This is a genomic window from Eisenbergiella sp. OF01-20, from assembly GCF_003478085.1.
In the GTDB taxonomy this organism is placed as follows: domain Bacteria; phylum Bacillota; class Clostridia; order Lachnospirales; family Lachnospiraceae; genus Eisenbergiella.
Genome location: NZ_QUES01000060.1, coordinates 1 through 22,545, shown reverse-complemented (window position 1 = coordinate 22,545; position 22,545 = coordinate 1). Strand labels below are relative to the sequence as shown.

General features: G+C 46.9%; 19 protein-coding genes. 17 read left to right on the top strand and 2 right to left on the bottom strand.

What is annotated here, in order from left to right:
• Positions 1 to 295 precede the first annotated feature (295 nt).
• Entirely contained in the window at positions 296 to 841 is a 546-nt protein-coding gene (locus DXA36_RS31445) for an NADH peroxidase (protein ID WP_025486236.1), read from the bottom strand.
• A gap of 82 nt (positions 842 to 923) precedes the next feature.
• On the bottom strand, positions 924 to 1,325 hold the full coding sequence (locus DXA36_RS31440; protein WP_118683382.1) for a Fur family transcriptional regulator: 402 nt from the start codon (positions 1,323 to 1,325) through the stop codon (positions 924 to 926).
• Positions 1,326 to 1,680: 355 nt separating this feature from the next.
• Here DXA36_RS31440 and DXA36_RS31435 point away from each other — a divergent pair, with 355 nt between their 5' ends.
• From DXA36_RS31435 to DXA36_RS33240, 17 genes are all read left to right on the top strand, one after another.
• Positions 1,681 to 3,165 (top strand): sensor histidine kinase, encoded by a 1,485-nt coding sequence (locus DXA36_RS31435; protein WP_118683380.1) that lies wholly within the window; start codon positions 1,681 to 1,683, stop codon positions 3,163 to 3,165.
• On the top strand, positions 3,158 to 3,847 hold the full coding sequence (locus DXA36_RS31430; RefSeq protein WP_118683378.1) for a response regulator transcription factor: 690 nt from the start codon (positions 3,158 to 3,160) through the stop codon (positions 3,845 to 3,847). Before DXA36_RS31435 ends, DXA36_RS31430 begins: the two co-directional genes overlap by 8 nt.
• Before the next feature lie 140 nt (positions 3,848 to 3,987).
• Positions 3,988 to 4,830 carry an EcsC family protein gene (locus tag DXA36_RS31425; RefSeq protein ID WP_118683376.1) on the top strand — a complete coding sequence of 281 codons (843 nt, stop codon included), beginning with the start codon at positions 3,988 to 3,990 and terminating at the stop codon, positions 4,828 to 4,830.
• A gap of 268 nt (positions 4,831 to 5,098) precedes the next feature.
• Positions 5,099 to 6,202: a GntR family transcriptional regulator gene (locus DXA36_RS31420; RefSeq protein WP_118683374.1), complete on the top strand. Its 1,104-nt coding sequence runs from the start codon at positions 5,099 to 5,101 to the stop codon at positions 6,200 to 6,202.
• 15 nt (positions 6,203 to 6,217) lie between these two features.
• Positions 6,218 to 7,084: an N-acetylneuraminate lyase gene (locus tag DXA36_RS31415; RefSeq protein WP_118683372.1), complete on the top strand. Its 867-nt coding sequence runs from the start codon at positions 6,218 to 6,220 to the stop codon at positions 7,082 to 7,084.
• A complete protein-coding gene (locus tag DXA36_RS31410) occupies positions 7,081 to 8,124 on the top strand; it encodes a sialidase family protein (RefSeq protein ID WP_118683370.1) in 1,044 nt (347 codons plus the stop codon). The genes DXA36_RS31415 and DXA36_RS31410 overlap by 4 nt, the downstream gene beginning before the upstream one ends.
• 25 nt (positions 8,125 to 8,149) lie before the next feature.
• Complete coding sequence (locus tag DXA36_RS31405; RefSeq protein ID WP_118683368.1) at positions 8,150 to 9,811, top strand: extracellular solute-binding protein; 1,662 nt, start codon at positions 8,150 to 8,152, stop codon at positions 9,809 to 9,811.
• A 213-nt stretch (positions 9,812 to 10,024) separates the two neighbouring features.
• Entirely contained in the window at positions 10,025 to 10,954 is a 930-nt protein-coding gene (locus tag DXA36_RS31400; RefSeq protein WP_118683366.1) for an ABC transporter permease, read from the top strand.
• Complete coding sequence (locus tag DXA36_RS31395) at positions 10,954 to 11,841, top strand: carbohydrate ABC transporter permease (RefSeq protein ID WP_118683364.1); 888 nt, start codon at positions 10,954 to 10,956, stop codon at positions 11,839 to 11,841. Before DXA36_RS31400 ends, DXA36_RS31395 begins: the two co-directional genes overlap by 1 nt.
• 4 nt (positions 11,842 to 11,845) lie before the next feature.
• A complete protein-coding gene (locus tag DXA36_RS31390; RefSeq protein ID WP_118683362.1) occupies positions 11,846 to 12,901 on the top strand; it encodes a PfkB family carbohydrate kinase in 1,056 nt (351 codons plus the stop codon).
• Positions 12,834 to 13,880, top strand: a complete 1,047-nt coding sequence (locus tag DXA36_RS31385; protein WP_118683360.1) for an SIS domain-containing protein — start codon at positions 12,834 to 12,836, stop codon at positions 13,878 to 13,880. Before DXA36_RS31390 ends, DXA36_RS31385 begins: the two co-directional genes overlap by 68 nt.
• 199 nt (positions 13,881 to 14,079) lie before the next feature.
• Positions 14,080 to 14,805 (top strand): RluA family pseudouridine synthase, encoded by a 726-nt coding sequence (locus DXA36_RS31380; protein ID WP_330425133.1) that lies wholly within the window; start codon positions 14,080 to 14,082, stop codon positions 14,803 to 14,805.
• A complete protein-coding gene (locus tag DXA36_RS31375; RefSeq protein WP_118683358.1) occupies positions 14,793 to 16,538 on the top strand; it encodes an O-antigen ligase family protein in 1,746 nt (581 codons plus the stop codon). The genes DXA36_RS31380 and DXA36_RS31375 overlap by 13 nt, the downstream gene beginning before the upstream one ends.
• 346 nt (positions 16,539 to 16,884) lie before the next feature.
• A complete protein-coding gene (locus DXA36_RS31370) occupies positions 16,885 to 17,976 on the top strand; it encodes an AI-2E family transporter (RefSeq protein WP_147366668.1) in 1,092 nt (363 codons plus the stop codon).
• Between the two features lie 88 nt (positions 17,977 to 18,064).
• Positions 18,065 to 21,280, top strand: a complete 3,216-nt coding sequence (locus tag DXA36_RS31365) for a UvrD-helicase domain-containing protein (protein WP_118683383.1) — start codon at positions 18,065 to 18,067, stop codon at positions 21,278 to 21,280.
• Positions 21,281 to 21,474: 194 nt separating this feature from the next.
• The gene (locus DXA36_RS31360; protein ID WP_118683354.1) at positions 21,475 to 21,738 is read left to right on the top strand and encodes a hypothetical protein; all 264 of its coding nucleotides are present in this window, start codon (positions 21,475 to 21,477) and stop codon (positions 21,736 to 21,738) included.
• Positions 21,735 to 22,545 (top strand): hypothetical protein (locus DXA36_RS33240; protein WP_207666394.1); only part of this gene is annotated, 811 nt, incomplete at its 3' end. The genes DXA36_RS31360 and DXA36_RS33240, both read left to right, overlap by 4 nt.

The following is a 22,545-nucleotide window of genomic DNA, read 5'->3' as shown; positions in this document are numbered from 1 at the left end:
TGCAGGGACTGAAAAGGAATTTTCGCAGGTACCTTTCAGGCTATGAAGATGAGACCAGTCAAGTGTGTTAGCCTCATCTGACACACTTGACGTCCCTGGGCTCATCGGAATGTCCAGACTGACGGACCTGTGAAAATTCCTTTTCAGTCCCTGCAACGCCACGCAGACAGCCGGCGGAAGGCCATTCGGCAACTGCAAAGTTTGAGTTATTAACCAAAAAACATCCCGGTTTCCATACAGAAACCGGGATGTCCTTTGTGTTGTTTATATAGATCTCTTGGAGGAGTTCTTATAATTATTTACCGAAGTATCTCTCCAGTAAGCCCTGGAATGCCTTGCCGTGACGGGCTTCATCTCTTGCCATTTCATGAACGGTATCATGGATAGCGTCAAGGTTAGCAGCTTTTGCGCGCTTAGCCAGGTCGAATTTACCAGCGGTTGCGCCGTTTTCTGCTTCTACTCTCATTTCCAGGTTCTTCTTTGTGGAATCGGTTACTACTTCGCCAAGCAGTTCAGCGAATTTGGAAGCGTGCTCTGCTTCTTCATAAGCAGCTTTTTCCCAGTAAAGGCCGATTTCAGGATAGCCTTCTCTGTGAGCTACTCTTGCCATAGCAAGGTACATACCTACTTCAGAGCACTCTCCTGCGAAGTTAGCTCTCAGGTCTTCCATAATATCTTCACTTGCACCCTGAGCAACACCTACAACATGCTCGGCAGCCCATTCCATTTTTCCGCTCTGTGCGGTAAATTTCTCTGCGGGTGCGCCGCAAACAGGACATTTCTCCGGTGCTTTTTCGCCTTCATAAACATAACCACATACCTGACATACAAATTTCATAATCTTTTTCTCCTTTTATAATAATAATTTTTATTTTGTTACAACTGCACCGGTTAACCGGGAGTTGTGGATGGCAGTTTGAAACTTAAGAAAGAGCCTTACGCTTACTTTCTTTACAGTGCGGACACAGGCCGTAAAAATAAGTGACATGACCTGTAATCTGTCCGTCGAAATTTTTGGCTGCTGTCTGATTGATATTATCGATATTCTCCATATCCAAATCAATCACACTGCCGCACTCGCTGCAGACAAAATGATAATGGGGGCTGGTGTCTGCATCAAAATGGTCAACACCATCGCCGACGCGTAATCTTGCAATCTCGCCAAGATCTGCCAGCAGCGTAAGATTTCGGTATACAGTACCAAGACTGATGTTAGGAAATTCTGTTCTCACATTGCTGTAAACTACATCTGCCGTCGGATGGTCAATTCTTGTCATCAGGAAATCTTTGATGGCTTCCCGTTGACGGCTGTATTTCAGCGTCATCCCGCGCCTCCTTTCTGTTAAAAACGATAACTGTTACTGTTACTATAGCAAAGCAATTTCTTTTTGTCAACGTTTTTATAGTTTTTTTATAAATTTATTTTCCCGTTTTTATATTTAGGATTTCTTTCTATGGTATAATGTCCACAGAATGGACATTATACCTGCGCATCCGGTTTCTGCGTTCACCGCAGAAATCGGGCGCTATATTCCGCCGGAGGCCATGCCTGCGCATCCGGTTTCTGCGTTCACCGCAGAAATCCGGGCGCTATATTCCGCCGGAGGCCATGCCCGCGCAGCGGGTATGAGTCATATGGCGGTATAACATCGGATACTCAGGGAAGGATAGGGATATGCAATGAAATTCAGAACGAAGCTAATTATCACATTTTTAACCGTCATCCTGCTGCCCCTGGTTCTGTCGGCGATAGCATTTCTGGCTATCGGAGCTGTATTGGTACACAATTCTGATTTAAGTTATGGTTTTGAAACCACGGACTACAGCACCATGTCCGATTCCCTCGCTTCCTTCAGTGATATTACTGATGATATTTTTTGTGATTTGGAACTGACTGCAGAGTCGGATCCGTCCTTGCTGGAGGACAAAACCTACCTGGCGGCGATGAACGAGGACGCTTTTAAACGTTCTTCCTATATATTAGTAAGGAAAGGCGACAGCATATATTATTCGGGGAATGAAACCGCAACCCAGAAAATATTTGGCAGGCTTCCCGCATATGGCTTTGAAAGCCGGGATACCAATGCCGGATATTACTATAATGATATGCAGAAGCTGGTAAAACAAATAGATTTCCATTTTTCCGACGGGTCGGAAGGAAGCGTATTTATCATTACCAGGGTAAACAGCGTCATATCCAAGGCGCTCCTTATTTATATGTTCTTTGCTATTGTAATTATTCTCATTGTTACCAGTATTATTCTGACACAATGGATTTATAAAAGTGTATTTGCCCCTATCAACCGGCTGAATGTAGCCATGCAGAATATAGCGGAGGGGAACTTTGAATACACCCTCACTTCAGAGGATACCAATGAAATCGGGGAGCTTTACCGCAACTACGAGGATATGCGTCTGCGTCTGAAGGAATCTACGGAAGAGAAAATACAGAATGAACGGCAGAACAAAGAGCTGGTGAGCAATATTTCCCATGACCTGAAAACGCCTATTACAGCTATAAAGGGTTATGTGGAAGGGATTATGGACGGTGTGGCGGATACGCCGGAGAAAATAGACCGTTATATCAAAACCATTTACAATAAAGCCAACGATATGAACCGGCTGATCAATGAGCTGACCTATTATTCGGGAATTGACAGCAACCGGATACCTTATAATTTCCATCGGATCAATGTAGCCGAATTCTTCCAGGATTGCGTGGAGGATGTGGGTCTTGATCTGGAGTCAAAAGACATCGAATTGAATTATTCCAATCTGGTGGATCCCGATACCCGGATTATCGCGGATCCGGAACAGCTGAAAAAGGTAATCAACAACATTATCGGAAACAGCATTAAATATATTGATAAACCAAAAGGAATTATCAACATACGAATCCTGGATGAGGTGGATTCCATCCGGGTGGAAATAGACGACAACGGCAAAGGCATAGCGGCAAAGGATCTGGGAAATATTTTTGAACGGTTCTACCGCACGGACGCTTCCCGTAACTCCGCCATGGGCGGCAGCGGTATCGGCCTGTCTATTGTTAAAAAAATAATTGAGGATCATGGCGGTTACATCTGGGCGACCAGTAAGGAAGGAGAAGGTACCTGTTTACATTTCGTAATCAGAAAATACAGGGAGGCAGAGGAAAATGAATAAGATATTAATTATTGAAGATGAAGAGGCAATTGCAGATTTGGAGAAGGATTACCTGGAGCTGTCAGGCTTTCAGGTGGAAATAGAGCATGAAGGGGATAAAGGGCTGGAACGGGCTGTGAGTTCCGATTACGATCTCATTATCCTGGATTTAATGCTTCCGGGAATGGATGGTTTTGAAATCTGCCGCCGTATCCGGGATGAAAAGAATATTCCCATACTCATGGTTTCTGCGAAAAAGGACGATATTGATAAAATAAGAGGACTGGGTCTGGGAGCCGACGATTATATGACAAAACCGTTCAGCCCCAGTGAACTGGTCGCCAGGGTAAAGGCTCATCTTGCCCGGTACACCCGGCTGGTGAGCTCCCAGCAGAAAACCAACGATATCGTGGAAATCCGTGGAATCCGTATTGATAAAACGGCAAGACGTGTTTATATCAATGGGGAAGAAAAGGCATTTACCACCAAGGAATTTGACTTGCTCACTTTCCTGGCGGAAAATCCCAATCATGTATTCACCAAAGAAGAGCTGTTCCGTGAAATCTGGGATATGGATTCCATCGGTGACATCGCAACCGTTACTGTGCATATCAAAAAAATCCGGGAGAAGATAGAAGTGGATACGGCCAATCCCCAGTATATTGAAACGATTTGGGGCGTTGGGTACCGGTTTAAAGTATAGCAGAAATCCCAAATCGTTTGCGATTATGGGGCGTTGGGTACCGGTTTAAGGTATAGCTGAAATCCCAAATCGTTTGCGATTCTGGGGTGGGTACTGTAGAAAACAGACCGGCTTGTAAGGAATTGACTTGTGAGGTATCCATGTTTTTAAAGGATGAAAACAGCAGAACAAAAACAGCATATGAAAAAGAATGGAAGTATATAACAAAGCAGGAGGAACGGCTGGAAAAAGCGGCAATGCGTCAGAGTACCGTCGGTCCTTCTGTTTTAGTATGGAAAGAAAAACTGGAACAGAAAATTCCGGTTAAGATATACGATAATCTGCGGGCCGCTTTCTGTAAGGCCTTTTCCGTCGTATTTGAACAGGGTACGGGGATTATAGAGAAAACCATCCGGAAAGATCAGCTTGAAAAGGATTATGAGATTCAGAACTACGCGATAGGTATCAAAGGAACCCGGAAGGAACTGAAACAGCTTCGGAAAAAGGCAGGAGCCTCGGGGGTCAGGGATATGGCGGTTACTGCCGCCGAGGGGATTGGGCTGGGAGTGTTGGGGATCGGGCTTCCGGATATTGTGGTTTTTACCGGTTTTATTTTACGGGGGATTTATGAAACAGCACTTCAATATGGTTTTACCTATGACGCAACGGAGGAAAAGCTGCTGATTCTAAAGATGATGGAGGCCTCATTATCCCATGGTGAAGAATGGGTCAGGGTGAATGCTGAGGTGGATAGGATCCTTGCGAAAGAGTGGCATGGAAATCATGCTGAAGATGATGTTACACAGCAGATCAGGAGGACGGCGGATGTATTTGCACTGGATATGCTCCTTGCAAAGTTTATACAGGGGCTTCCGCTTATCGGTATTGTGGGAGGGGCAGGGAATCCGGTGTATTATGGGAAGGTCATTAGGTATGCGCAGCTTAAATATCATAAACGGTATTTGCAGGAAAAACTTGACAAAATAAATAAGGAACTAAAATAACAAAGTTCACAGGAAGGCTGATATCTGCCATAAAAAAATGGCCGATATCGGTCTTTTTTTTATAAAAAAGATGCCTGAAAATAAGCAGAATACTACATATCTGCTCAATAATAAAAGAAGATGCGTAATAAATGCCGAACTTATTGACGTTCTCACCTTCTTTGATTAGAATTACAGTGTAAGAAATATATATAAAAACTATGGGAAAATATGGCATAAATATGTGCGATATGCACAATATTTTTGCGCTTTTTAGGAAGGATAGGAGATGCCGCTCAGATATCAGGAAGTAAAAAGAGAAATAATAAAGGCTATTTCAGGTCTGAAAGCGGGCAGTAAAATACCCTCACGGACCTTTTTAAGCAGAAAATTTGAAGTTGCCCGGAATACCATCGATAAGGCGGTATCAGAACTGGAAGAGGAGGGGTATCTGTGTTCTGTAAAAGGAAGCGGAACCTATATATCGGGCAGACGTCTGCAGAAGATGCTCAATGTAGGGGTGATTTTACCATCTATTATGGGAGATATCTATCCCCAGTTTATATCCGGCATTGAGCAGTTTGCTTCCGCCCATAATATCAATGTTGTGCTTTCCAGCAGTGATAATTCTCCGGAGAGGCAGCGAAGCAATGTTCTCAGAATGATAGATATGCAGGCAGATGGCTGTATTATTATTCCTATTATCAATTCAGAACAGAGTTTTGATTCCTTTTTACAATTAAAAAAAAGAAGTATTCCGTTTGTAATCTGCTATCGGAGCATTGATGGCCTGGATGTCCCTTTTATCGGGGTAAATAATTATTATGGCGCTTTTATGGCAGCCAGACATTTGATTGACCAGGGCTGCCGTAAGCTGTCTTATTTCTCGCAGAGAAAATACTCAACCGCCATAGAACGGTATTATGGTTATGAAACCGCTCTTAGAAGCAGTTCCGAAAAAGTGGAAAAGAAGGAAATGATTCTTGGGAACTATGGGGAAGAGGAGCTGCAGCAACGTATAAGGTCTATTTTTGACAGAGAGGATTATCCTGACGGCGTGCTTTGCTTTGATGATACAACAGCCACCGTACTCTATACAATTTTACAGGAGAGAGGGCTTCTGCCGGGACTGGATGTAAAAATTGTGGGCAATGACGACAGTAACCTCTGCAACCGGCTGTCCGTCCCGCTTTCTTCGGTATCGCCAAGAGCGGTGGAGATGGGAAAGGAGGGGATAACAATGCTTAAGGGGATAATAGACGGAAGCAGGGACGAGGAGCTTTTCCGCCTGATCCATCCGAAGCTGATAGTAAGAAAAAGCAGTATCGGCGCAGCTGCATGGGATAATTTACTTTTTGTGAAAAATACAAAAACAGAAAAAGAAGAAAGTTGAGGGAAATGGGGACGTATGGAACTGAAAGGGATTGTTCCCGCATTGGTAACACCATTTGACGGGGAAGGAAATGTAAATTACGGAGAATTAAAAAAACTTGTCCGTTTATTATTGGAGGAAGGTGCGGATGGCTTTTATGTCACCGGGAGTACGGGGGAGTGCTTTCTTTTAACGGATGAAGAAAGAATACGCATTACCGCTGCGGTAGCCGAGGCGGCGGAAGGGAGGGTTCCGGTAATAGCCCATGTGGGAAAAATCGGAGCGAAGCAGGCAGCTTATCTGGCCCGGGAGTCGCAGAAGGCTGGGGCAAGCGCCGTATCGAGCGTGCCGCCCTTTTATTATGACTTTAAATTTGAAGAAATTGTCAGTTATTATGAAACCATTTCGGATTCGGTGGATGTACCGGTGGTGGTTTATAATTTCCCCCAATATTCAGGAGTGACAATCAATGCCTCCAATCTGGCACAAATAATGGAACATTGCAGGGTAGGCGGGCTGAAATATACGGATTCCAATCTATATGAACTGGAACGGATCCGCACCCGTTACCCGGAACTGAAGATTATGTTCGGACAGGATGAATCCTTTTTGTATTCCCTTCCGGTGGGAGTGGATGGAGCTATCGGAAGTACCTATAACTTTATGCTGAAAAAGTTCAAGCGGATCCTGCATGCATACGAGGAAGGAAATATGCAGGAAGCGGAAGCGATACAGCATGAGGCATGCCGTATTATTGACAGGCTTTTATGTGTTCGGGATATCACGGCAGTGAAATACCTGTTGGAACGAAAGGGTATTTCCTGCGGCAGCTGCAGGCCTCCGTTCAGTCCTGTTACGGAACAGGAGAAACGGCTATTAGATGAAATAGGGGATTTGGATTGAAACTGGTATATACAACAAAAATAGAAGAATATGGGGCAGGCAGGTTTATGGAGTACCGTATTCCTGCAGTCACCATTACCCAAAAAGGCACGGTTCTTATCGCGTATGAATCCAGGAAGGAAGCAGGAAATGACTGGTCGGCTGTGTGGATAACGGTCAGGCGCAGCGTGGATGGCGGAAAGACATTCGGCAGTCCGGTTTATCCCCATGAAATACCGGACAGGGAAAACGGGGACAGGGTTATTACCTGGAGTAATCCGGTACTCATTGCGGATGGCGGAAGGGTGCATTTGCTATTCCACCAGGACTATGAAAAGGCGTGGTACTGCTGCAGCCAGGATGAAGGAATTTCCTTTGGGAAGCCCGTGGAAATCACCGATTGCTTCCGGGCGCTGCCATGGTGCTGGAATGTATGTGCTTCCGGTCCGGGGCATGGAATCGTAACGGATAAAGGAAGGCTGGTGGTACCCATATGGCTTGCCAGGGGGGAAATACGGCTGGATTTGGACAAGTCAGGACGGATAAAAAATCATTTCCCCTCCGCAGCAGGATGCATTTACAGTGATGACCGGGGAAAAAGCTGGAAGCCGGGCTTTATGACACAAGGGATTGAAAATGCCAATGAAACGACGGTGGCCCAGTTGTCAGTAGGGAAATTCCTTTTTAATTTCCGTAACGAGAGATATGAAAAATGCCGGGTGATGGGTATTGCGGACCGTGGGTTATCGGGACTTGAAGCGGTATGGAACGAGACTTCCCTGCCGGACCCGACCTGCTTTGGAAGCATGGTAAGGGCGGGAGAAAACTTATATTTTGTGAACTGTGCCCATCGTGATCCCGTGCATTTTTATGGGGATCGGATTCATTTGACGGTATATGAAAGCCCGGATGATGCAGCGACATGGAAGCCGGTGACGGAAGTAGATGAAAATGGCGGGTATGCGGATATCTGTGCAGATGAAAAGGGGCTTTTTATTTTATATGAAAGAGGTGTTGCGGGCAAAGTAAAGACGTTGTTATTGAAAAGGTACGAGTGGTAACAGGAAAAGAGGAGGAGGTATTTGCATGAAGCGGAAAAAAGGATTGGCATTGCTGGTTTCGGCGGCAATGATTATGGGTATGATAGGAGGCTGCGGGGCGGCGGAGACGGCCGGACCGTCTGAGGCAAAGGACACGGAAAGCGGCAGTCCGCAGACAGAGGCGCAGAGTGAAGCAAAAGCGCAGGAGGGTGAAGCGCCCACGATTGTTATATACAATAATTCCGGGGCATTCTCCGTGGCGGGAGCGGAAGCAGGAAGCGACACTTCCGTATACCAGGAAATGCAGGATTATATTCTGGAGAAAACCGGTGTAAAGGTGGAGATCATCATGCCGCCGTCCGACGGAGCGGCGGCTACGGAAAAGCTGAACCTGCTGCTGGCAGGCGGCGATCAGATCGATGCCTGGTGGGGAAACTGGGGGGATTATGCCAAAGACGGGATTATCCTTCCGCTGACGGACTATATAAAAGCACCGGAAGCCAAGGAATTGTACGATCTGTGGGAGCCATGGGGAGCATGGAACGGCGTTACGGATCAGGATGGCACGATCTGGGCGGTTCCCAGAATGACGGATACCACACCTTATCAGGTCTTTGTAAGGAATGACTGGCTGGATCTGGTTGGAATGAAAATGCCGGAAACATTTGACGAACTGAACGAGTACCTATACAAAATTAAGGATTTGGATCCGTATGGCAATGGGGAAACAATTCCCCTGATTTTGGAAAAGGGAGGATCCACAGACGTCTTGGACAGGGTGGAGTCGGTTTTTCTTGGGGGATATGTAAAAACAGGAAACGGGAAATGGCTGGATGAAACAGACGGGAAAGTAAAGCCGGAATGGATAGCGGACGGATATGTCGATTTCTTGAAACAGCTGAACCAATGGTATAAAGACGGCATAATCCATAAGGAAAGTTTTACCATGGATGTGGATACCATTAAACAGCAGATTGCGAAAGGCGCGGTAGGAGCATCAGCAATCTGGTATTCCAGGATAATGGTGAATGAACCTATTTTAAGACAGAATCTAAAGGATTTTGACAGAAGCAAGCATACTTATGTTTACGGAATCAATGAGCCGGGAATTACAGGGCCTAACGGAAACCTGATACAGACAAAAGCGCTGGGCGGGACCAACGGTATGCTCATCAGCAGCAAATGCAAACATCCGGAAGCAGTTATGAAGTTTGTGGAGTGGTCTTTTGAATGGGAGAATTATACCAACGAAATGTACGGCCTGGAAGGAAAGTATTGGAAGTATAATCCGGATGTGGAGGACGCGGAAAAGAACAAAGCGGTTCTTCCTATAGAGGGCGGCCCTACCTATGCCCGTGATTTCCTCGTTTCCCTTGGGCTGCCTTTGGAAATTCAAACCACAGAATACGATGAGGAAGGGATTCAGACCATGGAGAATCTCTGGCTGCAGCAGCATCTGGATGATTTTGACGCCACAATCGATCCGGGAATTGAAAGCGGGATCAATTGGGATACCGTTTCTCTGGCTGAGAATATTCCTACTTTAAATGACCTGAACACATTTAAGGATGAAGAGCTGGTTAAGTTCGTTAACGGGACCCGATCCTTTGATACATGGGATAAATTTGTTGAGGATTGTTATCAGATGGGGCTGGATGATTATATTAACGAATACACAAGGCAATATAACCAATTAAAGGGAGAATGATTTGTAACTGCGGAGGCACTTAACAGTTACACTGATTTCATGAAAGAGGATAAAACGATCAGGCAGCCGTTAACCCGGCTGCCTGTATAGTAAGGAACTGTCTGAGAAGAATAATTGTTACTGTTCACTCAGTACTGTGCATTTACTGCACAGTACGTGAGAAAGTGATTCAACGAATAATTATTCCGGGCGATTCCGCAGGGGAGAAATTACATGAAGCAAAAAGAGAAAAAGCCTTTAAGATATTACCTGAAGCGAGACCGGTTTATTTATCTTCTGATGCTGCCTGGTCTGCTCTGGTATCTTATTTTCTGTTATCTGCCTATGTTTGGTATTGTCATTGCCTTTGAAGATTACAAGCCTTTTTGGGGGATCCAGGGTATCTTTACTTCCGATTGGGTTGGATGGAAGCATTTCCTGAAATTTTTTAAATCTGCCTACTGTCTCCGGTTAATCAGAAATACACTGCTTTTAAGCATTTATTCTTTGATCTGGAGTTTTCCGCTTTCTATTATTCTGGCGCTTTTTATCAATGAATTAAAGGGGAAGTTTTTTAAGAAAACGGTACAGACAGTTTCTTATCTGCCCCATTTCCTGTCCGCTGTAATTGTCTGCGGCATGATACGTACCCTCACTTCGGTAGACGGCGGACTTGTTAATGCGATTGTCACAGCCTTCGGTGGGGAAGCGATTCCCTTTTTAGGGCAGCCGGAATGGTTTCGGAGTATATATACCATTTCGGAGGTGTGGCAGAGTATCGGATGGGAAAGCATAGTTTTTATTGCAGCCATGACGAGTATCGACAAGGAATTGTACGAAGCGGCTATGGTTGACGGCGCGGGGGTACTGCGGCGGATGGTAAGCATCACGATTCCCGGTATCATGCCGGTTATTACTATTATGCTGATTCTAAGGGTGGGAAGTATTCTGAACCTGGGATATGAAAAGGTTCTGCTGCTGTATTCCCCGCAAATATATTCGACTGCCGATATTATAAGCACCTATGTATACCGGGAAGGCGTTGTCAACCAGAATTATTCCTTTGCGGCTGCGGTTAATCTGTTTACTTCCGTTATTTCTTTGATATTGGTATTGGGTACGAATAAGATTACTAAAAAAATGGGACAGGGGGGAATCTGGTAATGAAAAAGAAATTGTCCGGCGAGACCATTTTTCAGGCGGTGGATGTCTTGCTGATGTGCCTGTTTATTTTTTTGATAATTGTGCCTGTTTTTACAGTGGTAATGACTTCCTTTGTGAGTGAGGCGGAAATTGCGCGGAGGGGGACCTTCATTATCATTCCGGAGGATTTTGATTTCTCCGCATATGAAATGCTGTTTGCCAGCGGCAGGAATATAATCCGGGCCTACAGTAACACGCTGTTCCGTGTCTTTGTGGGAACCGTTCTGAACCTGGCGGTTACTATATCCCTCGCTTATGGTTTATCCAAAGACAACCTGAAGGGTAAGACGGTTATTACGGGATTCGTATTTTTTACCATGCTTTTTTCAGGAGGGCTGATACCCACCTTTATTCTGGTAAAAGGGCTGGGGCTGATTGATTCCCGCTGGTCCATGGTTCTGCCTTGTCTGGTGAATACATGGAATCTGCTTATCATGAGGAATTTCTTCTACGCGATACCTAAAAGCCTGGAAGAGGCGGCTGTTATTGACGGGGCGAATGACGTACAGATTTTGACCAAAGTAGTGCTTCCGTTATCCAAGGCCTCCATTGCCACAATCGGCCTGTTCTATGCGGTAAGCCATTGGAATGCCTGGTTTGACGCTATGCTTTATATCAACAAGACCCCGCTGCTGCCTATGCAGAACATTCTGCGGAATATCATTACGGCCGCTTCAAGTATCGGGGATTTGGGCGCGGAGGCCTATAATTCCCTGGATGTTGTCCCTCCGTCCCAGTCTATCCGGGCAGCGACTATTGTTATAACCACATTACCTATTCTGGTAGTCTATCCTTTCGTGCAGAAGTATTTTGTAAAAGGGGTCATGGTAGGATCGGTGAAAGGGTAAAGAGATGGAAAAAAAGTGTTTTATTGGTTTTGACGGCTACCGGGATGAAATATACAGGCTGATTAAAGAAAGAACCGGAGAAGGCTGTGTGTTTTGGGACAGTATGGAGGATTTAGGAAGGTATCTGCTGAATAACTGCGGCAGAAGCTCGGACATAGAGCTGTCGCCGGCCGGGGTAAGGCTTGGGGGGAATGGGCCTTTGATGGCAGGTGCAATGGCCGCATTGGGAATTCCCACGACCTGTATGGGTATGCTTGACGGCTGTGGAGATTTAATCGGACAAGTAAACGACAGGGTGGCGTGGATGAGCATAGGACGGGCTAACCGCTGTACCGCCCTGGAGTTTGGTAACGGCAAGCTTATGCTGGGACAATTGGATAGTATGGAAATGAGCTGTGAGGACTTCATAAGCCGTATTAATTGGGAAGAACTGATTCGTATCTGGAAGGAATGCAGTCTGATAGGGATTGTTAACTGGAGTGCCTTTTTATATATGAATGATATTCTTTTATATCTGGAACCATTTCTTACGGAGCCGGAAATGCCGGAATTCCTGTTTTTTGATCTGGCTGACTTATCGGCAAGAAGTCAGGAAGATATGAAAGGGCTTGCTTCCCTGCTGAAGCGTTTGGCAAAGCGGAAAAAGGTGATTCTTGGACTGAACAAAAAGGAGGAGGAAAGTTTCACACAGCAGTTTAGGAAGATAAAAACAGAGGAACCGGCGGGCAGAATATTGGCGGAAGGGCTTCCGGATTGTATGATTGTTTCTCACGGAAGCGATGGGGCACAATGTTTTTGGAACAAAGAAGAAGTATATGTAAAAACAGAAAAAATTGAAAATCCCGTAATTCTCACCGGAGCAGGCGATCATTTTAACGCCGGATTCTGCACCGGCATGTTAAGGGGAATGGGTTTAGAGGAATCCTTACGTTTAGGAAACCGGGCCGCCGGTTATTACATAGGCAGCGGAAGAGATATGGAGGAGATTGCATATGGGGAACTATCTGGAGGATGTCCTCACCCAGCCGGAACAGGTGATGGGGTGCCTGGAATATTATGAAAGCTCCGGGCTATTGGAAAGAATATGTCAATTATATAATGGACCTTTTAAAAAGCTGGTTTTTTCAGGAATGGGAAGTTCTCATTTTTGTGCCATAGGGGCGGGAATTTATTTAAAACAGCATGGTGTGGATAATCAGGTGATTTCAACAGGCGAGCTTCTTTATTACGAAAAGGATTTCCTTGATAATAATACATTGCTGATTCTTATTTCACAATCCGGAGAAAGCGCGGAAATGGTCCATTTACTTCAGGAGCTTCCTGAGGATATCATGGTAATTGCTGTCACGAATGATACGGCAAGTACATTGGCACGAAGGGGAAACCTGGTACTTCCTCTGCATGTAATGGAAGAAGAAGCGGTTACAACAAGGACTTATATGGCATCCGTCTGTATCACACTGCTTTTGGCCTCGGCAATTGCTGAAGGCAGAACAGGCAGCATGTTGGAAAAAATAAAAAAGAGCGTTTCTTACATGGAGAAGGTACTGGACGGGAAGCATAGGTGGAAAGAGATAATACAGGCCTTTTTGAAAGACTGTTCCTGCGTTTCTATTATGGGCAGAGGATATTCGCTGGGAAGCGTTCAGGCAGGCGCCTTATTTTTCAGGGAAATTGTAAAATTTCCGGCTATGGCATTTGATGAAGCGGAATTTAAGCATGGGCCGTTGGAAATGGTGGAACAAGGGTTTCATGCGATTATTTTTGCACCTTCCGGCCCCGGTGCCGTTATGAACTGTAAAATGGCTGAAAACATTGTGGAAAAAGGAGGGACAGCGGTAGTAATCACGGAGAAAGGCTGCCCGGTTGAGCCGGGTGAAAGGCTGTTCCTTATAGAATTGGAGAAAACGGAAGAGTACCTTGCGCCGTTGGTTCAGATTCTTCCTTTACAGCTGATGGCGGATCAGATGGCAAAGCAGAAGGGGATTCCTGCCGGAACATTCCGGTGGGGAAGCAAAGTGATGGATTCTGAAATGTAATTGAAAAGTGACCGATAGCCATCGGTTGCGCACTGGCCCCCATTTGTATAACTGGAAAAAAAAGTATAACAATGCTATAATAAAAAAAATAAGGGAACTAACCAGCCTGGCCTGTTTCTTGGCCCAAGCCATGACTTCGTCACGGGTTGGGCCGTATTTTTCGGTTTGGAAAAGCAAAGAATATGGACTGAAGGGATAAATGACAATCATGAAAGCTACAATACTGGCAGAAGATACATCCATACTCGTCTGCTTCAAGCCTCCCGGCATAGCCGTACAGAGTGCCAGGCTGGGGGAAGCGGATATGGTCAGTGAACTGAAAAACTACCTGGGCGGGAGGAATCCCTATCTGGGTGTGGTGCACCGGCTGGATCAGCCTGTTTGCGGAATCCTTGTTTTTGCAAAAACGCCGGAGGCGGCTGCAGAGTTGAGCCGTCAGGCCGCCCATGGTTCCGGTCAGGAAACCGGGAAAAATAAAAAGCAGGCCCGCTTTATGGAAAAAGATTATTGTGCGCTGGTTTATACCGGCGAAGCGGATCCGGATCCTGTACCCGGCCGCAGTATTACCCTGACGGACTATCTGCTTCGTGACGGAAAAAAGAATACCTCCGCAGTGGTCCCGCCGGGAACGAAGGATGCCAAACGGGCGGAGCTGGTTTATGAAGCGGTCAAAATGCAGGAGGAGCAGGCCCTGGTTAACATCCGGCTGCTGACCGGACGCCATCACCAGATCCGGGTACAGTTTGCCCATGCGGGTCTGCCATTGCTGGGAGATACCAGGTACGGCAGTGAAAAAAGCAGGGAATATTCCATGCAACAGGGGATAGGCGGGATCTGCTTATGTGCCTGTCATTTATGTTTTTATCATCCGGTTACGGGTAAAAGGATGGATTTTCAGACGGAGGAATTTCCATGGAACAGCTGACGGAAAGGAAAGGGCAGGAGGAAGCGGTGACGGATAAAGAAAAAGCAGTGCCGGAAAAAGAGAAAGGGACGGATTGGTTTTTGGGAAATATCCGGGATGCCGCCCAGTTTCTGACGGGCTGCTGGATGTTTCTGATGCTCACGGTTTTTCCTTTGTATTTTGGGAATAAATATCATGAAATCGGAGGGTATAAATTTTCCTTTTTCTCAGGGACCTCCACATTGCTTTTGATCCCGGCTGCGGTGCTGGGCGCCGTTGTTCTGGCGGGAAAGGTATTGGAAAGGAAGAGAACAGCATGGCGCGGGGAAATATCCCCTGTGGATATGGGCGTACTGCTGTATCTGGCCGCTTCGGTTCTTTCCTATGTGTTCAGTGCCTTCCCCAAGGATGCCTGGGAAGGCGTGGGAGGCTGGAACATGGGGCTGCGCACCCAGCTTCTTATGGGCGCTTCGTATTTTTTGATTTCCCGTTTTTTTCCATGGAAAAAAGCGAAGGGGAAAAGCAGGATCGGATTGGGAGGGAAACTGCTATTTTACGGTTTTTTTGCCGGTTCAGGGATAACCTTTGCCCTGGGGGTACTCCACCGTTTCGGTGTGGATCCGCTGGGGATGTATAAAGGGATCGACAGTTCCTATCAAATATTGTTTCTGTCCACAATCGGGCAGGCCACCTGGTATTCCAGCTATGTCTGTACCGTTTTCGCCATAGGGATCTGTATTTTTTTTGCGGCGGAAGATCAAAAAATACGTATTTTTTCAGGACTTTATTGTGTTTTGGGTTTTATGACCCTGGTAACACAGAACAGCGACAGCGCTTTTGCTTCCCTTGCCCTTCTTTTCATAGGTCTGTTTGCGGCGGCCTGCAGCAGTCCGCATAAGATGGAGCGTTTTTTGGAGGTGGTAATTCTGGGGGCGGCTTCCTTTAAAGCGATTGGTTTCCTGCAGTGGGGATTTGCGGATCGGGCGTTGGAGCTGGGAAAGCTGTCCACCTTTGTTTCCAGGGGATGGCTGTCCTGGCTGCTTCTGTTGTGTTCCTCCGGATGTTTGATCTGGCTGCTTCATTGGGAAGAAAAAAAGGGAGAAGCCGTTAGGGAAGCAGAATGGGGGAAAACGGGCAAAATGCTCCGGCGGATCTGCCTTATCGCAGTTTTGGCGGCTGCGGTGCTGGTGCTGGTACTTATCGCAGGGAATACAGCTGGTCTTTGGCAAAAATGGTTTGGGATAACATTCCGGAACCAGTATCTGCTGTTTAACGATAAATGGGGAAGTGACAGAGGATTTACCTGGAAAATATCCGCAGAGATTTATGCGGGACTGCCATGGCTGCAAAAGCTTGTCGGTGTGGGACCGGATTGTTTCCAGGTCTACAGCTACAGCATTCCGGAATTTGCAGATCGGCTGTATCAGTATTGGAAGCCCGACATCCTTACCAATGCCCATAATGAATTCCTGAATCTGCTTATCTGTACCGGTATGGCGGGACTTGTATCCTTTCTTTCCCTGTTCGTTTTGGGAGTCCGGCGGTTTTACCGGGCCTGGGGACAAAACAGATGCGGCGGGGAGAGAGAGAAGGAAACGTGGCCTGCATTGCTGATACTGGCCGGTATGCTCTGCATTCTGGCTTATGCAGGACATAATTTTTTCTGTTACCAGCAGGTCTGCTGTACGCCGTTTTTGTTCCTTATCATGGGACTGGCGGAAAGTGCGGCCCGCCTGGAGACCCGGCTGAACTGAAATAGACCACCATCAGAACAAAAAATAGCTATCCTCTACTTGCAATAGAGGATAGCTGGTAACTAAAAATTACGTAGGAATCCGAAGGGCAATCATCAGACACATCACTATCTTTTGATTACTTGTAAGTGGATGCTATTTGGGGTATTTGAATTTTTCAAGTACCCTTTTAAAATTCGCCATATTATTTCTCAAAACTGCAAACCTATAAGCTAACAAACCGAAAGAAAAGTTGCTGCCGGTGGTTGAAACTGGCAGCCTGAATCTTCATTTAAAACAGGATAGATTTCATAGAAATCCTTATACTAATCTCGTGAAAATTTTGAAAGAAACGGGTGAAACGGGTATGGGGAAACTATTGGAAAAAGGTCCGAAAAAGTGGATTTTTGCCGCTGCGGCAGGATTGGGTGTATTTATTGGGTTTCGTTATTTATTTCCGCTCATTGCCCCCTTCCTGCTGTCTTTTTGTATTGTTTTCCTTTGTAATCCCTGGCTGAACAGAGTACAAAGGAAAACCCATATCAGAAAGGAAATCCTGCTTGCAGGGATGATGGGCGGAGCGGCGGTTTTGCTTCTGGTCCTCGTCTGGATCCTGCTGCAGTGCGGTTTGGGGCAGTTCCGGGTCCTTACGGATAACTGGGATGGCATGTGTGAACAGGTCAGGTACTTTTTTGGAGACTGCTGTCTGTTTGCACAGGAGCATTTTGGGGTCGATGCGGTAAAGGTAGAGCAGGTGGTATTGGAGCGGGTTGATATTTTCATAGAAAATCTCAAGGTGGATTTTTTCCCTAAGATGATGAAGGAATCCTGGTGGTATCTGAAAAAAATTATTTCTGTAGCTGCATTTCTGGGCGTGAGCTTTATCGCATCTATTTTATTGTGCAAAGATTATGACGGAATGGTGGAACGGCTGCAGGAGGGAGGAGAAGGCGCGCAGGCTCTGGAAAAGGTATTCGGCATCGGGGAGCGGATTATCCATCTGGTGGCGGTGTATCTGAAAGCGCAGGTGCTGATCCTTCTGGTTATTATGGTAATCTGTTGTCTTGGTTTATGGATAGGCAAAGTGGGAAACGGCTTTATCCTTGGGATCCTGGCAGGAATCCTGGATGCCCTGCCGTTTATCGGGACCGGTATCGTGCTCATGCCGACCGCTTTCTGGCAGCTGGTGAACGGGAGAATTGGAGGCGCGCTTCTGTGCGTGGTGCTTTATGTCGCCTGCATGGGGGCCAGGGAATTCCTGGAGCCAAAGCTGATGGGAAAGAAAACAGGCATATATCCGGTTTTTATGCTGCTTTCCGTATATACCGGAGTAAAGCTGTTCGGAGTATCGGGGATTATCAAAGGCCCTCTGGCTATGGTAATTCTGATGGAAATAGGGAAGTATCTGTGGGAAAAGGAAAGTGACTTTTCTTGCGAAAAAAACGGAGAAAAGTTATAATGAAACAACGGATGGTTCGCGGAGTGCGGCATCCGTTGTTTACGATAGGGAACCAGAATGCGCAGCAGGGACAAATGAGGATAAAGGTATGTATATAGGGGATTTACACATCCATTCCCGGTATTCCAGGGCGACCAGCAGAGACTGTACACCGGAATATCTGGATTTATGGGCCAGGAAAAAAGGAATTGATATTATCGGGACAGGCGATTTCACTCATCCGGCATGGAGGGAGGAGCTGAAGGAAAAACTGGAACCGGCGGAAGACGGTTTATATACATTAAAGGAAGCTTACCGCATCCAGGCACCGGGAGCGCCGGATAACCGGAGGCCCCGTTTTGCAGTTACCGGAGAAATCAGTTCTATTTACAAGAAAAATGACAAAGTGAGGAAAGTCCACAGCCTGCTCCTGCTCCCCGGACTGGAGGAGGCGGACAGACTGGCCCGGCGGCTGGAGCTAATCGGAAATATCCATTCCGACGGAAGGCCTATCCTGGGGCTGGACTGCCGTGATTTGCTGGAAATAATGCTGGAAACGGTACCGGAGGGTGTTTATGTGCCGGCGCATATATGGACGCCTCATTTTTCCATGTTCGGGGCTTTTTCGGGATTCGATACGATAGAGGAATGCTTTGCGGACATGACTCCGTATGTCCATGCCCTGGAAACCGGCCTGTCGTCGGATCCTCCCATGAACTGGAGGATATCAGCGCTGGATTCTTACCAGCTGCTCTCTAATTCCGATGCCCATTCCCCCGCAAAGCTGGGAAGGGAGGCTACTCTTTTTCAGATTCCGCTTTTGTTTAAGGGGCTGGCGGAAGCCATTCAGACGGGAAAAGGCCTGGAGGGGACTATTGAATTTTTCCCGGAGGAAGGGAAATATCATTTTGACGGACACAGAAAATGTTCTCTTTGCATCAGCCCTTCCGAAGCCGTGTCTTATGGCAACATATGTCCTGTATGCGGGAAGAAGCTGACAATAGGTGTGTTACATAGAGTGGAACAGCTTGCGGACCGGGAAGAGGAATATGTGCTTGCGGGCGCCAAACCTTTTGAAAGCCTGGTTCCCCTTCCGGAGGTTATCGGTGCCTGTACGGGAAAATCGGCGGCTTCCAGGAAGGTTTTGGAACAATATGAAACGATGCTGGATAAACTGGGAGCAGAGTTTGATATTCTGCGGAACATCCCTGTGGAAGATATTAAAAAAGCGGCCGGCGCACCGGTAGCGGAAGGGATACACCGCCTTCGTGAGGGGAAGGTGGAACGTACGCCGGGTTTTGACGGGGAATATGGAACGATCCGGCTTTTATCGCCTTCGGAAATTGACAGCCTGGAGGGACAGCTCAGCTTCTTTATGGAAGAGGAAACGTCCGGAAAACGGAATGTTTCCGGCGGGAACGGCAAAGGAACCGATCCGATTTCAGGAACCCATCAAAACCAGGGGGCTGCGGCGCCCGGGAAAGCTTCTGTTCCTGCCGGGGAAGAAACGGAGGAGCCAGGGAAGAAACCTCAGACGGTCCGGGAGGAAGTACCAAGCCCGGCGCAGCAGGAAGCGGTAACGGCCAGGGACAGGGCAATAGCCGTTATTGCCGGGCCGGGTGCGGGAAAAACAAGAACCCTTATTTCCCGTATCTGTTTTCTGCTGGAAGAGAGAAAAATAAAGCCTTCGGAAATCACGGCAGTTACATTCACCAGAAAAGCGGCGGAAGAGATGCACAGCAGACTGGAAAAGCTCCCCGGAGGAAAACGGATTGTAAAAGAAATAAATATCGGAACCTTCCATGGAATCTGCAGCAAAATTCTCACTGGCAGAGGAGAGGATTATGTAGTGGCGGATGAAGGGCTTCTTGAGGAGCTGGCCGGTAAGACAATCTCCAGGTTTCAGCTGAAGATCTCCCCCACCCGTTTCCTTCGGGAAGTATCACTGGGTAAGAGCGGCGCAGCAGGAATGCAAAACGCTGTATCCGGGGAAGCTGTATTATTCTACCAAAACCTGCTCAAACAGGAAAAGGCAGTGGATTATGATGATCTTCTTATAAAAACACGGGATCTTTTTTATGGGGAGGAGCACCCTGCGGAAGAAAAACAATTCCGTTACCTGCTGGTGGACGAGTTTCAGGATATTAATCCGATCCAGTATGACCTGCTGTGTGTGTGGAATAAATGCGGCCGGGAATTATTTGTAATAGGGGATCCGGATCAGGCGATATACGGTTTCCGGGGATCCGATGCGATGTGTTTTTCCCGTCTGGAAACAGATTACCCCGGACTGCATACAATCCGGCTGACCGATAATTACCGTTCCACTCCGGAAATTGTATCCTGCGCTCTGGGCGTAATATCCCATAACCAAGGAGAAGAGCGCAGCATGCGGGCATGGAATCCGGCAGGTCCTCCGGTCCGGGTGGTGGAAGCGGCCGGCGAAATGGGGGAAGCCATATTTATTGCAAAGGAAATTAACCGTCTGATAGGCGGCATTGATATGCTGGATGTGGAAGAGAATTATAGCGGGGAAATAAAAAAGGTCAGAAGTTTTTCCGATATCGCTGTTCTGTACCGGACGCACAGGCAGGCGCAGCTTCTGGAAAAGTGTCTGCGGCAGGAAGGAATCCCCTATGTGGTGGCCGGACGTGAAGATTTCCTGCTGGACAGCAACGTCCGCGGTACCCTGTATTTCTTCCAGACTCTGCTTTGCCCGGAGGATCCGTTATCCCGGAGGTATTGCCGGAGGCTGCTCTGGCCTGCGGAGGACAAACTTGCGGAGGAACAACTATCCGCGCTGGAAACAAAATATCGAAAAAAGGTCCGCAGGGAAAAAGCAGATAAACTGCTGGAAAGCTGGATGGCAGACCGGAAACTGGAGGACTGTGAAGCCATGGCAAAGCTTCTGAACGCCGCGGTCCTCAATCCTTCTATGGAACGTTTTCTTGAAACAATATCTTTTGGGTCCGAGGGAGATGTGAGGCGCTGCGGAAGCCGCAGATTCCCGGCAGATGCAGTGATGCTTATGACATTCCACGGAGCCAAGGGGCTGGAATTTCCTGCCGTATTCCTATATGGCATACGGAAAGGCCTTCTGCCGCTGGAGCTGGGAACGGCAGCAGGACAACCGGAAGAAGAACGGCGCCTTTTATACGTAGGCATGACCCGTGCTGCCGAAGAACTTGTTATTACCACATCTGGAGAACCATCCGTATTCCTCCCGGAAATCCCGGAAGAGGGTGCGGTGAGGGAATTGGCGAAAAAGGAAAAGCCTGTTGAAGAAGTGGTACAGCTAAATCTTTTTGATCTGGACTGGACATAAAATTCAATAAAAGCAGACAATGGAGAAGACCGCCCGGAAATTTATATTTCCGGGCGATTTTTTTGTCGAAAAAAATAGTTAAAAAAATTAATTATTTTCAGATATGTAACGCTTGGTGTTACGGCATGAATTATATAATCAAGCTAACAGAATAAAACAGAAGTCAATAATCAGGTATCCCGGGAGGCGAAATAGTGCGAAATGAACAAGAAAGAAAAAATCAAATTGGCTATATGGCAGCCTTTCTAATCCGGGTCAACAAGAATAATGGTACCTGGCAGGGTTCTATTTCCTGGACAGATAAAGGGATTACAAAAAATTTCCGGAGTGCGCTGGAGTTGATAAAGCTCATGGACAGTGCAGTACAGAACGCAGTACCTGTCAAGAAAACGGACGAAACAGACAGGAAGATAAACGAAATAGATGGTTTAGAGCAGAGAGGAGAAAAAATCGGATGAAAAAAGTAAAAAGAGTGCAGAGAATATGGGCGTTTTTACTGGCTTTCGTATTGATAGCCACAACGGTTGGCAACGACAGCCTTACAGTGGCTGCGGCGGAAACAGAAACAGAGCAGGCCGCTTCGGAAGAACCGGTACAGGAGGTTTCTGAAAATTCGGATTCCGAAAGTCAGAAACTGGCAGAGCAGGCAGTTGAATCAGAAGTGCCTTCGGAAGCGGCGCCGGAATCGGAAGAGGCATCGGAAAACGAAATGGAGACAGATGTACAGGAAGAAACCTCGTCTGCAGCGGAGACCGATACAGAGGAACCCTCTGAAGAAGAAACCATAACGGAAACAGCGGAAACGGAAACCACATCGGAAGAAACAACACAGGAATCCGTATGGAAGGTAACTTTCCAAAAAGAGGGCGATGCCAGAATTCTCAAGGCAGACGGCCAGGAAATCACCGGAACGCTGGAGATGGAAAAAGGAAAAGAGCTGGCATTCAAAGTTGAAGTGAAAGACGGCACCTCTGTTACCGTTAAGGCAGATAACCAGGAACTCAGGCCGGAAGGGGGAGAATACAAACTCGCGGCGGATAAGGATGTTACAGTTACTGTGAAAGCAGCGGTAATAGATAACGTGGAAACAGCGGAAGAAGAAACCACTGCGGAAACAGAGAGCGAGACGGAAACAGAGAGCGAGACGGAAACCGGGACTGCAACAGAAACGGAATCAGAAACGGAATCAGAAGCTGAGACAGAAACGGAGATCGAAACAGAAACGGAGACCGAAGAACTGGAAGAAACCGAGGCGGAAGAAGGAA